This is a genomic window from Leucobacter sp. G161, assembly GCF_001482305.1.
Taxonomy (GTDB): Bacteria; Actinomycetota; Actinomycetes; order Actinomycetales; family Microbacteriaceae; genus Leucobacter.
In genome coordinates, this window is record NZ_LOHP01000002.1 from 56,301 (window position 1) to 68,165 (window position 11,865).

Below are 11,865 nucleotides of genomic sequence, written 5' to 3' on the forward strand. Positions count from 1 at the left end.
TTGGGTGACGGTAGATGACGCCGAGTGTCACCCGGTTACGGGATCAGCACCACTTTTCCAGTGGTTGCACGCCCTCCGAGGGCGCGGTGTGCGTCGGCTGCCTCCGCGAGTGGGAAGGTCGCCCCCACCCGGATGTCAAGCACCCCGGCTTCGATCCCGGCGAAGAGCTCGTCGTAGCGCCAGCTGCGTTCGCCGGTCGAGCGGAGGAAATGCACAAGAGATGGCCGCGTCACGGACAGTGAGCCGCCAGCGTTCAACCGCTGCGGGTCGAATGCGGGCACCGGGCCGCTTGCCGCGCCAAACAGCACCATTTCACCGCGGACCCGGAGCGATGCGAGCGAGTCGTCGAAGGTGTCCTTGCCGACGCCGTCGTAGACGACTGCGACGCCCTCGCCGTCCGTGAGGTCGCGGACCCGCTCGCTGAACCCCTCGTATGGGAGCGTCTCCACCGCGCCCGCCGCGCGACTCAGCTCACGCTTCTCCGGAGTGGACGCGGTCGTGATCACCCGGACCTCACGGGCGGTGAGGAGCTGTGTGAGGAGCAGCCCGACGCCACCAGCGCCGGCGTGCACGAGCACGGTTTCGCCCTCGAGGGGCTGCGCGGCAGAGGTCGCCAGGTAGTGCGCCGTGAGCCCCTGCAGCGGAAGCGCCGCAGCTGCCTCGTCGGTGAGTACCTCCGCAAGGGTGTCAGGCACGCGCACCGCTGCGACCGCTGCGACGACGAAACGCTCGGCGTAGGTGGCCCGGCCCTCCGCGGTGACCACGCGGTCACCGATGCTGAACCCAGTCACTCCCTCGCCCACGGCCACGACCCGGCCGGCGGCCTCTGCGCCCGGGGTAAAGGGGAAGCCCACCGGGTACAAACCCGAGCGCTGGTAGGTTTCGATGAAGTTCACTCCGACCGCGACGGTATCCACCAGCAATTCGCCAGGGCCCGCCGAGGGATCGGTCGTTGGTGAGTACTGCAGCACCTCGGGGCCGCCCGCCGTTTCAGCAATGATCGCGTGCATTCCCCCAGCCTACGCCGCACCGGGGTTAGACTGCTCGGCAATTGTGGGGCTCACCGTCGAGCGCTGCAGCTCACAGCCTGTAAGGATCCCAATGTCCGATCTCAGCACGACACGCAACCGGGTTGGACCGGGCTGGTTCACGCTGTTCACGCTCGGCTGGCTCGTCATCTGGACGGTGCAGCTCACCCCGCTGCAGCTGTTGCTCCCGTTGCAGCTCGATACGCCCGAGAGCGCAGCTGGCTGGGTGAGTGGTGTGGTGTCCTCGGGGCTCGTGCTCGGCGTCGGCGGGCTAGCCGGGGTGCTCGCCGGACCGCTGTCCGGGGCGCTCTCCGATCGGCAGTCGGGGAAGCGCCCCAGGCGGCGGCCGTGGGCATTGGTTGGCGTCTGGCTCGCGGTCGCATGTCTGCTGCTCGCGGGAGTGAGCGAGGGCCCGCTGGCTGTGGGCACCGCGTGGATCGGAGTGTCAGCGGGCGTCGCGATCGCATCGGCCGCGTTGACTGCGATGATCGCTGACCAGCTGCCGGTCGAACAACGTGGTGCTGCGTCCTCAGCAGCCTCCTCGGCACAGGCGCTCGGCATCGTCCTCGGCGTCGGCACGGTCGTGGTGCTCGGGCTCGACGTCGGTGAGGGCTACGTCGTGCTCGCGGCAGCGATGGCCGTGCTCGGGACGACCGCGGCCCTATTACTCCCCGACCCCGTTGGGGGAGCCACCCTTTCCCGGTCGGTTCGGTCGCCGGGCGAGGCCCGCTTTGCGTTCCTCACAGCCCGCGATTTCCGATGGGTACTCATCGGCCGTCTCGTCGTGAACATCGGCAACGCCCTCGGCACCTCACTCTTCTTGTTCTTTCTGCTCTACGGGCTCGGTCAAGATCACGTCACCGCGGAAGACAATCTCCTGCTCGTCGTCGTGGTCTACACCGTGTTCGTCGTCGCCGCTTCAGTGATTGCTGGGCTCGTCTCCGACCGCAGCGGGCGGCGGCGCGGTCTCGCAATTGCTGCGGCTCTCGTGCAGGCTGTCGCCGGACTCCTGCTGGTCGTATCGCCAACCTTCGGGATGACGTTGACCGCCGCGGCGGTAATGGGGGTTGGCTATGGAGCGTTCTCTACCGTCGGCCTCGCCTTCGCAACCGACCTGCTGCCCAGCGAGCGCGACCACGGGCGTGACCTTGGCATCGTGAACACGGCGGCCGCGCTCGGCCAGCTGCTTGGCCCGGTAATCGGAGCGCTGCTCGTCGCGGCCGTCGGCGGCTTCTGGCTCGTTTTCACGGTCGCGACAATTCTCTCGGTCGTCGGTGCCCTCCTCACTGGCCTTGCGCGAGAGCCGGGCCCCGTACCACGCGCGCCGGCCGCCGAGCCCCTGCGGTAGAGGCTGGGGTAGAGTCGCTGCGTGAGCAGCCAGTCGAAGCATCTAGGGTGGCAGTTCCTTGCGGTCTTCCTCGTCGCGCTGAACATGCGCATGACGATCTCGGGTGTCGGGCCGCTGCTGAACGACATCGCGGAGAGCCGCGGCGTGAGCGCCGCGACGCTCGGTCTGCTCGCGTCAATTCCCCTGCTGACCTGGGCGCTCGTATCGCCCATCGCTCACGGGCTCTCCGAGCGGCTCGGGATGGATCGCACCATCACCTGGTCGCTGCTCATCCTCGCGCTCGGCATTCTCTGGCGGTCGCTGCCGTTCGCGCCGGCCAACCTCTGGCTCGGCACCGTGCTCATCGGCGCCGCGCTCGCTGTCGCGAACGTGCTCATGCCGGCGATTATCAAACGCGACTTCGGGAGCCGCACCCCGACGGTCATGGGCGTCTACTCGGCCGCGCTCGGCGGGGCTGCCGGCGTCGGCACGGCGATCGCGATCCCCGTCGCCCGCGCGGAGGTGGGAGGCAGCCCGCTCGGCTGGGAGGCCGGGCTGCTCGCGAGCGGCATCGCGATCCCGTTCGCGCTCATCGCGTGGGTCCTCGTCACCCGGCGAACCGCGGCCCGTAGCGCAGCCGAGGCTGCGGCGAGCGCTCCTGCCGCGCCCGTGCTCCCCGGCCTCGGCCGGCGCATTTGGCGGTCGCCCACCGCGTGGCTCATCGCCTGCTATATGGGCAGCCAGTCGATGACGTTCTATATCTTTGCGACCTGGATCACGCCGATCATGCTGTCGCGCGGCGCGGCTGAGGCGACGGCGAGCGCAGGGATCACGCTGTTCCATCTCAGCGGCATGGCTGGCTCGCTGCTCGCCCCGTTCGTGCTGCGGTACGACGGCAGGACCCTGTTGCAGGTCGCGCTCCCGGTCGCCCTCGCCGTGGGCGCGTCAGGTCTTGTGTTCGTGCCTGCCGCCTCGTTCGTGTGGGTGGCGCTGCTCGGACTGTGCTGCGGTGCCGCGCTGAGTGTGTCCCTGACGCTCATCGCGCAGCGCTCCCCCACGGCGCACACCGCCGGCGCGGTCTCGGGGATGTCGCAGGCAGTCGGCTACCTCATCGCCGCGTTCGGGCCGGTGCTCTTCGGGTGGGCGTTCGACCTCACCGGCGCGTGGCTGCTGCCCCTCGGTGTCGCCCTCATCGGTCTCAGCGTGCAGTTCACCGCTGGCTGGATCCTGCGCGACGGACGTATGGTGCGGGCATAGGAACGGCCGGACCCGTTTCCATGGGTCCGGCCGTTCCTCCACAGTGCGGAGCGTGGTCTACAGCGCGCGGAGCACGACCGCCGAGCCCTGGCCGCCGCCGCCGCAGATGCCGACGGCGCCGAGCGAGCCGCTGCCAGCCTCAGCGAGCTGGCGGGCGAGCGTGCCGACGATGCGGGCACCCGAGGCACCGATTGGGTGGCCGAGTGCGATGGCGCCACCGTGCTGGTTCACGATCGCGGGATCGATGCCGAGTTCGCGGGTCGACTGAATGCCGACGGCTGCGAAGGCCTCGTTGATCTCGACCGCTGCGAGCTCGCTCGCCGCGTGGCCGGTCTTCGCAAGGGCAGCTGCGATGGCGCGCGACGGCTGCGAGTGGAGGTGCGAGTCGGGGCCGGCGACGAACGCGGTCGCTTCGACGCTCGCGATGGACTTCAGCCCGAGTCGCTCTGCCGCGGCCTCGCTGACGAGCACGAGTGCTGCTGCGCCGTCGGTGATCTGCGAGGCGTTGCCCGCGGTGATCGTGCCGTCCTTCGCGAACGCTGGGCGGAGACCTGCGAGACTCTCGGCGGTGGTGTCCGCGCGCATGCCGTCGTCTGCGGAGACGACGGTCTCGCCGCGTCGCGTGCGCACCGTGTACGGCGCGATCTCGGCCGCGAGGAAGTCGGCCGAGGCTGCTGCGCGCTGGTGCGATGCTGCAGCGAACGCGTCCTGCTCCTCGCGGGTGAGCTTCAGGGGGACGTTGCCGGTCTCGGTGAGCGCGCCCATCGCGACCTGGTCGAAGGCGTCGGTGAGGCCGTCGTGGTCGACGGTGTCGATGAGCGTCGCCGGGCCGTACTTGGTGCCGGCGCGCAGCGGCATGACGTGCGGCGCGAGCGACATCGACTCCTGGCCAACTGCGACCACGATCTCGGCCTCGCCGGAGTTGATGAGGCGGACGGCCTGCGAGACGGCCTCGGTGCCCGACAGGCAGACCGCGTTGAGTGTGATCGCGGGGACCCCCATTGGGATGCCCGCGCTCACTGCGGTCTGACGCGCGGGGTTCTGCCCTGCGCCGGCCTGCAACACCTGCCCACCGACGACGATGTCGACCTGATCCGCTGCGACCCCAGCACGCTCCAGCGCGGCCTTCGTCGCGTGCGCTCCGAGCGCGACGGCGGTCTCGGCGGCGAGCTGGCCGGTGAACTTCGTGAATGGCGTGCGCGCGTACCCTGCGATGAGTGCGGTCATGGGGAATCCTCCTCGATTGCGACGATCGTCTCCTCCTCATTGTGCCTGGTCCGCCTGGGCAATGCACACATAGATTGCCCAGGCGGATGCTCTCCGGCTGGGCAAAAGCATCCGGCGACCGAGCGCATCGTCCGCGCCGCCAAAAGACTACCGCCGCAGCTAGGCTGTTCACCATGCAAGCAGCCCGAGCGTCCACCATCTCTCGACCCAAGCGATGGCTGCGGATACTCGCCTGGAGCATTCCCGCGCTGCTCGTCATCGGCGCCGGCGGATACGTCGCAGCTGCCGCGGCAGCCCCTCTCCCGGCCCCCACGCTTCGGACCGCGGCGGAGCAGTCCACCACCCGAAGCGCAGACGCTGCTGCTGCGCAGGCTGCCGTCGACGCACAGGAACTGCCGACAGCGATCGGCTGGCTCGACGGTGAGAAGATCTGGACAAATGACGAGGCCGCGTACCCGCTTGCGAGCATTTCGAAGCTCATCACGGTGCTCGTCGCGCAGGAGGCTCAACCGCTCGCGCCGGGCGAAGATGGCCCGAGCTATACGTGGACAGCGGCCGACCGCGAACGACAGGAGCAGTATCTCTCGCTCGACGGTGTCGCCTATCCGATCCCCGTCGGCACCGAAGTCACGCTCCGCGAGATGCTCACGCTCATTTTCTTGCCCTCTGCAAATGATTTCGCAGCCGCCTACGCCTACTCAGTGTTCGGTGACAACGACGCATTCGTCGCCGCAGTGAACGATTGGGCCGACAGGCACAACCTTGAGTCGCTTGAATTCGTCGAGCCGACGGGGATGGATGAGGGCAACCGGGCGAACCCCGCTGACCTCATCCGTATTGGCAGGATGGCGCTCCACAACCCGACGATAGCTGAGTTCACCAGCACCCAGTCGGCGGTGATGCCGTGGGGTATCGGTCTCATTGAGAACACGAACCCGCTCCTCGGCGAGCTGCCCGGGATGCTCGGCATCAAGACCGGCCGCTCCGCGTCCGCTGGCTTCAACTTTCTCGCGGCACAAGAGAGCACTGCAGATGGCCGCGAGGTCGTGAAAATGAGTGTCACGCTCGCGAGGCCCTCAATCGCTGCACGCGCCCAGTCTGGCCGCGACATGCTCGCCGCCGTTGAATTGCTGCCGGAACGCGTGGAAATAGTCGCTGAAGGTGAGGAACTCGGAACACTCGTCGGACCCGACGGCAGTTCCGTGGCCCTTCTCGCGGCCGGCGAAGCGAGTACGACACTCCTCCCGGGAGAGTCCGTGACGCGGTCTGTCGTCCTGGACGAACACGCTGTTTCTGGCGAGTTTGGTGAGATCACAGTCACCACGCCCAGTGGCGATATCGTGGTTCCGATCCGCGGTGAGGGGACGCTCACCGCGCCAGACCTGTGGTGGCGGATCACCCACCCACACGTGCTCTTCAACTGATCAGGTACCGCTATGCCGCAAGACACTCCCCCGGTAGCACCGAACACAGCCACCCGCCGCCGCGGACGCAACTTCGCGCTGAGTCTCGCGGCAGCACTCGCCGCCGGCGCGGCGTACGTCGGCGCCTGCGCCCTCGTGCCGCTGCCCGCGCCGACGGTGGAGTTCGCGGTGCCACAGGAGCAGCGTTTCGCGGTCGACGATGCGGCTGCTCAGGTCGCAGTCGACGCCTACGACCGGCCAACGGCGGTCGGCTGGCTCGACGGCGATGATGCCTCGGTCTGGGCAAACGACGACACCCCGCAGCCGCTCGCGAGCATCACGAAGCTTGTCACCGTGCTCGTCGGTCAAGAGCGCGACGCGCTTGAGCCGGGCAGCGACGGTCCGAGCTACACGTGGACGGCAGCCGACGTTGTATTTCAGGAGGAGCTCCTCGCAGACGATGGCATCGCGTTCCCGATCGACGAGGGCACCGGGGTGACTAGGCGCGAGATGCTCACTCTCGCGCTCATCCCCTCGGCGAACGATTTCGCGACCGCGTACGCGTACTCAATCTTTGGCGACAACGCCGGCTTCGTCGCGGCCGTCGACGACTGGGCGGCACGCAACGGGTTTGGATCGCTGACGATCCGCGAGCCGAGCGGCATGGATGACGGTAATGTCGCGAGCGCGGCCGACGTGCTGCGGATCTCCCGACTCGTGCTCGCCGACCCCGTGCTCGCCGAGATTGTTGGTACCGAGTCCGCGACGCTGCCGTGGGGCATCGGCGAGGTGACGAACACGAACGCCCTGCTCGGCTCCATGTCCGGCGCGATCGGGGTGAAGACCGGGCACACGGAGACCGCGGGCTACTCGCTCGCGGCGGCAGCCCGCGGTGAATACGCTGATCGTGAGCTCACCCGCATCGCCGTCGTGCTGGGCCGCGACACCGAGGAGGAGCGCACGAAGCAGGCGCGCGCCGTTCTCAACGGGCTCGCCGAGCTGCCCGAACGCCAGGCGGTCACGACCGGCGGCGAATACCTCGGCACGCTCACCTCGGTTGACGGCCAGTTCCTCGAGCTCTCGGCCGACGCGAGCAGCGATCTTGTGCTCGTGCCCGGCGAGGAGGCGACGCGCACGCTGCTGGTCGGCTCCGCCGCCACCAGCAGCGGCACCGGCACCGGCGAGCGCATTGAGATCAAAAGCCCCCAGGGCGACGTCGCGGTCGGCATCAACCGCGAGGGCGCGTTCACCGAGCCGTCGCTGCGGTGGCGGATCACGCACCCGCGCGCACTGTTCGGCTTTTAGTCGAGCTTGGCTGGTCGCTCCCGGAGCACGCCCGAGGCCATCGCGAGGGCGGATCCGACAGCCGTATCGACGAAGCGCTCGGTCGCGGTCGACAGCTGGTTCGCGTCGCCGATCGCGGCGCCAGCGATGAGCAGCACGAGCGGCGTAATGAATACGAGGGCGAGCGCGTAGTTGCGCACAACCACAAACTCGATGGTGAACTGCAACAGCGGCAGCAGCAGCACAAACACCCACGGCAGTTGGGCGAGCGGTGCGAGTAGTAGGTAGGCACCGGCGCCGACGAGGGTGCCGAAGGTGCGGTGCAGGCCGCGCGCGAACGAGTGGTTTGGTACGGTGCTCAGCCCGACAACTGCAACGCCCGTCGACACGGTCCAGTAGGCGCGCTCAGGGTCGACCCAGAGCATGCTCAGCACGGCGCCGAGCGCTGCGACGATCGCGATCCGCACGACGAGCCACTGCTCGCCCGCGCCGAGCCACGGGCCGGGCAGCATCTCGCGCAGCGGCCTGACTGGCCTGGCCCGCTCCTCGGCGAGCACGAGCGGCACGAGGGCGAGGAGGTAGGAGAACAGGAGGCCGCCGGCGAGGGTGGTGAGAAACACTGCCGGTTCGGTCACGCGGGCACCGTCGCGCACTGACGTAATCATGCCCGAGAGCCCGAACATGAGCACGAAGAACACGGGGCCGGGCGGGCCGACACGATACGCGAAGGAGAACGCGCTGCCGGCGATCGCGACGACAACGAGCCCGGCTGCGGTGAGCCACGGCGACGGCGCGAGCAACGCGCCGAGCGCGGCGCAGGCGAACAGCACGGCACCGATCACGGGCAGCACGCGCGCCCGTTCGGCGGCTGCCGCGCCCGCGAAGAAGAGCGCGAGGAAGGCACCGGTTCCGGCCATCAGCCCGAGGTCTGGGCGCCCGGCGAGCGTGAGCACCGCGAGCGGAATGCCCATCGAGAGCGCTGCCCTGGTTGCGATCCAGCGCCGCGGTCCGGGCGGCCCCGGAGCTAAGACGAAGAGACTGCGCAGCGCCGCCGCGAACTCATTCTGTGGCTTCTGGCCCTCGTGCACGCGTCTCCCCTGATCTCGCGGTTGGGCACGGCTGCCCGCGACCCGCGGTCTTCACCGCCTCAGTGTAACCGCGCAATTCTCGCGTTTTTGACCACGCAGGCGGCGCTGGATCGGCGGCGCGGCGCCCACGCGGCAGCCGCCGATCGCCGCGGCAGACCCCAGCAAAACAGCACAGCGAGGAAGGATAACATCCCGCCCCGCTGTCCTGCGACACGCCTACAACTGGCGCAACAGTTGCCGTGTTAGTCGACGAGCGCGCCAGCCGCGAGCTTGCGGATGACGCCGCTGAGCTGGTCGACGCCCGCGACGAGATCTTCGTCGCGCGTGAACTCGTTGAGATTGTGCGACACGCCGTCGACGCTCGGTACGAACAGCATCACGGTCGGCACGAGATCCTTCATGTTCGTCGAGTCGTGGCCGGCGACGGTCATCACGCGATCGTGGGTGAGCCCGAGTGACTCTGCGACCTCGCGCGCGAGCGCGACGCCCTCCTCCTGGTACGGGTTCTGATCCCAGCTGTGCTCGGCTGTGATCTCGATCTTCACGCGATCCTCACGCTCGACGCGCTCGATCACGGCCATGAGCCGCTCGTGCGCCTCGCGGATAACCTCGGCGCTCGGCGAGCGCAGGTCGAGCAGCAGGCGCACCTCGCTCGCGACAACCACGGGGGAGTTCGGGTAGACGGTGAGCTCACCGCAGGCGGTGTGCAGCGCCTCGGGCTCGAAGCCGTCGACGAGTTCGCGCGCGGCGACGACGAGGCGGGCGGCCCCGAGCAGCGCGTCGCGGCGATCAGCCATGAGCGTCGAGCCGGAGTGCGCCTGCTCGCCGAGCACGCGGAAGTCGTACTTGTGCGCCGCCCAGGTCGCGTTGACCAGGCCGATCGTGACGCCGTCCTCTTCCATACTGCGGCCCTGCTGCACGTGGATCTCCGCGTACGAAGCGACGTCGAGCTCGGCGAGGTCGCCGCGCTCGACGATCGCATCGAGCGCATCGCGCACAGTGACGCCCTTCGGATCCTCGGTCGCGAGCGCCTCCTCGAGCGCGAGCTTTCCGGTGAACACGCTCGAGCCCATGAGCGACGGCTTAAACCGCGAGCCCTCCTCGTTGAACCAGTTCACGACGGCGAGGTTGAAGCGTGCGCCCTCGGGGTTCGCGCGCAGCTCATCCGCGATGCGGAAGCACGCGTGCGCCGACGCCATGACGCCGTACGCGCCGTCGAAGCGGCCAGCGGTCGGCTGCGAGTCCATGTGTGAACCGGTGAGCACGTAGGGCGCGCCGGGCACGAGCTCGAGCAGGCCGAACTGGTTACCGACTGCGTCGCGGCGTACCGTGAAGCCACGCGATTCGAGGAGCTCGGCGAACCACTTGCGCTGCTCGCCGTCGGCGGCGCTTGCGGCCTGCCGGTCGACACCGTTGGTGCCCTCGACCGCGCCGAAGCGCGAGTGCATCGCCCAGTCGGCGAGGAAGGTCTCGTTGAGTTGCTGGTCAGTCATAGTGTGTCCTTTCCAGGGGCTCAGGCGCGGGCGGTGCCGGTTGCGGGGACGTCGCTCGAGGCGGGCGGCATCACGGTGTCGGGGATGAGCACGTGGATGAGCGCAGGAGCATCAGCTGCGAGCGCGCGATCGAGTGAGGGGCCGAAGTCCTCGGTGCGCTCGACACGTTCGCCGTGCCCGCCAAAGGACTGCATCCACGCGGAGAAGTCGGGGTTCGCCATGCGGGTACCCGAACGGCGGCCCGGGTAGTGGTTCTCCTGGTGCTGCACGATGGTGCCGTAGATCTCGTTGTCGATGACAATGATGAGGGGCTTGGAGCCGTGCGCGACCGCGGTCGCGATCTCCTGGCCGTTCATGAGGAAGTCGCCGTCACCACAGACCGCAACAACGTTGCGATCGGGGAAGATGAGGGATCCCGCGACGGCCGCCGGCACCGCGAGGCCCATCGCGCCGTTGCGCGCACCAACGAGGCTCGCCGGCGTCAGGTGCTTCACGAAGCGGTGCGCCCAGATCGTCGCGTTGCCCGCACCGAAGGTGAGCACTGCCTCGCCTGCGAGCCGGTCGTCGAGTTCGCCGAAGGCGACGCCGAGGTCCATCTGCTGGGCGACGCCGTCGATCGAGGCGTCGGGGCGGTGCGCCGCGGTCTGGCGCTGCGCTGCCGCGCGGCCTGCCTGCCACTCGGTGCCGCGGTCGCCGCGCGCAGTCGCGGGGTCGACCTCGGTGAGTGCGCGCACGAACGTCGCGGGCGTCGCGAGGATGTGCTGGTCGGTGCGGCCGGAGTGCATCGTCGCGTCGGGGTCTGCCGTGACGAGCACGGTCTCGGCGTCGAAGCCCTGCGTGTAGCCGTCGCTGAGCACGTCTGCGCGGCCGCAGCCAACAAAGACGAGCAGGTCGGCGTTGATGTAGCCCTCGGCGACGGCGTCGGTACGCCCGTAGCCGAGCCAGCCGGCCCACGCCTCACCCTCGTGGGGCACGGCGTCGTATGCGCGCCAGTCGCAGAACACGGGGATGCCCGCGGCCTCGGCGAACGCGAGCAGCTCGCGGCCTTCGCCGGCGTGCCAGCCGTCGCCGCCGGCGACGATTGCGGGGCGCTCGGCCTTCGCGAGGCGCGCGACGAGCGCATCAAGCTCTGACGGGTGGGGTGCCGGCGCCGGCGGCGCCACCGGGTGCGCGACCGTGGGGACGGCGGGCAGCACAAGCACGTCTTCGGGGAGGCCGATCACTACGGGGCCGGGGCGGCCAGACGCAGCGATCCGCATCGCCTCGGCGACGAGTTCACCGGCACGATTCGGGTCGTCGATCGTCATCACGCGCTTCGCGGTCGAGCCGAACCAGCCGGTCAGGCTGAACTCCTGGAAGGCGTCGCGTTCGCGGTCGTTGACGGGGACGAGGCCGACGAAGAGCACGAGCGGCGTCGCGTCCTGGTAGGCAGTGTGGATCGCGATCATCGCGTTCGCAGCGCCCGGTCCGCGGGTCACCATTGCGATGCCAGGGCGTCCCGTGAGGCGTGCCTCGGCGAGCGCCATGAAGCCCGCGCCACCCTCCTGGCGGCAGACGACCGTCTCCACGCCGGAGTCGTGCAGGCCGTCGAGCACGTCGAGGTAGCTCTCCCCCGGCACGGCGTACACGCGCTCGATGCCGTGCGCCTCGAGCGTACGGACGATGAGGTGGCCGGCCGAGTGAACGGCGCTGTCTGGTGCCTGCTGCGAAGTCATGATGTTCTCCTTGTGAAGCGGTGCGGCGCGTGGCCGCGAAATC

The 11,865-nt window shown here is 69.1% G+C and carries 9 protein-coding genes; 4 read left to right on the forward strand and 5 right to left on the reverse strand.

Annotated elements, in window-relative coordinates:
- Positions 1 to 35: 35 nt before the first annotated feature.
- Positions 36 to 1,010 carry a quinone oxidoreductase gene (locus AUL38_RS00695; protein ID WP_059058278.1) on the reverse strand — a complete coding sequence of 325 codons (975 nt, stop codon included), beginning with the start codon at positions 1,008 to 1,010 and terminating at the stop codon, positions 36 to 38.
- A gap of 91 nt (positions 1,011 to 1,101) precedes the next feature.
- Between AUL38_RS00695 and AUL38_RS00700 the strand changes: the two genes are divergently transcribed.
- A complete protein-coding gene (locus AUL38_RS00700; protein WP_059058280.1) occupies positions 1,102 to 2,376 on the forward strand; it encodes an MFS transporter in 1,275 nt (424 codons plus the stop codon).
- A gap of 21 nt (positions 2,377 to 2,397) precedes the next feature.
- Entirely contained in the window at positions 2,398 to 3,612 is a 1,215-nt protein-coding gene (locus tag AUL38_RS00705; protein WP_059058283.1) for an MFS transporter, read from the forward strand.
- A gap of 57 nt (positions 3,613 to 3,669) precedes the next feature.
- Here the strand turns inward: AUL38_RS00705 and AUL38_RS00710 are convergent, their stop codons facing one another.
- Entirely contained in the window at positions 3,670 to 4,839 is a 1,170-nt protein-coding gene (locus AUL38_RS00710; protein ID WP_059058285.1) for an acetyl-CoA C-acyltransferase, read from the reverse strand.
- A 173-nt stretch (positions 4,840 to 5,012) separates the two neighbouring features.
- Between AUL38_RS00710 and AUL38_RS00715 the strand changes: the two genes are divergently transcribed.
- Together AUL38_RS00715 and AUL38_RS00720 are read left to right on the forward strand one after the other, a co-directional pair.
- Positions 5,013 to 6,263 carry a D-alanyl-D-alanine carboxypeptidase family protein gene (locus AUL38_RS00715; protein WP_059058287.1) on the forward strand — a complete coding sequence of 417 codons (1,251 nt, stop codon included), beginning with the start codon at positions 5,013 to 5,015 and terminating at the stop codon, positions 6,261 to 6,263.
- 12 nt (positions 6,264 to 6,275) lie between these two features.
- Entirely contained in the window at positions 6,276 to 7,547 is a 1,272-nt protein-coding gene (locus AUL38_RS00720) for a D-alanyl-D-alanine carboxypeptidase family protein (protein WP_059058289.1), read from the forward strand.
- Here AUL38_RS00720 and AUL38_RS00725 read toward each other — a convergent pair.
- The 3 genes from AUL38_RS00725 to AUL38_RS00735 form a co-directional block, all read right to left on the reverse strand.
- Positions 7,544 to 8,614 carry an FUSC family protein gene (locus AUL38_RS00725; protein ID WP_059058291.1) on the reverse strand — a complete coding sequence of 357 codons (1,071 nt, stop codon included), beginning with the start codon at positions 8,612 to 8,614 and terminating at the stop codon, positions 7,544 to 7,546. The genes AUL38_RS00720 and AUL38_RS00725 overlap by 4 nt on opposite strands.
- Positions 8,615 to 8,856: 242 nt before the next feature.
- Entirely contained in the window at positions 8,857 to 10,107 is a 1,251-nt protein-coding gene (locus AUL38_RS00730) for a M20 family metallo-hydrolase (RefSeq protein WP_059058294.1), read from the reverse strand.
- 20 nt (positions 10,108 to 10,127) lie between these two features.
- Entirely contained in the window at positions 10,128 to 11,822 is a 1,695-nt protein-coding gene (locus AUL38_RS00735; protein WP_059058296.1) for a thiamine pyrophosphate-dependent enzyme, read from the reverse strand.
- Between the last annotated feature and the right edge of the window lie 43 nt (positions 11,823 to 11,865).

What these genes read in the sequence shown, in the direction of transcription:
- AUL38_RS00695 (WP_059058278.1), bottom strand. Translation starts at nt 1,010, where the DNA reads ATGCACGCGATCATTGCTGAAACGGCGGGCGGCCCCGAGGTGCTGCAG.
- AUL38_RS00700 (WP_059058280.1), top strand. Translation starts at nt 1,102, where the DNA reads ATGTCCGATCTCAGCACGACACGCAACCGGGTTGGACCGGGCTGGTTC.
- AUL38_RS00710 (WP_059058285.1), bottom strand. Translation starts at nt 4,839, where the DNA reads ATGACCGCACTCATCGCAGGGTACGCGCGCACGCCATTCACGAAGTTC.
- AUL38_RS00715 (WP_059058287.1), top strand. Translation starts at nt 5,013, where the DNA reads ATGCAAGCAGCCCGAGCGTCCACCATCTCTCGACCCAAGCGATGGCTG.
- AUL38_RS00720 (WP_059058289.1), top strand. Translation starts at nt 6,276, where the DNA reads ATGCCGCAAGACACTCCCCCGGTAGCACCGAACACAGCCACCCGCCGC.
- AUL38_RS00730 (WP_059058294.1), bottom strand. Translation starts at nt 10,107, where the DNA reads ATGACTGACCAGCAACTCAACGAGACCTTCCTCGCCGACTGGGCGATG.
- AUL38_RS00735 (WP_059058296.1), bottom strand. Translation starts at nt 11,822, where the DNA reads ATGACTTCGCAGCAGGCACCAGACAGCGCCGTTCACTCGGCCGGCCAC.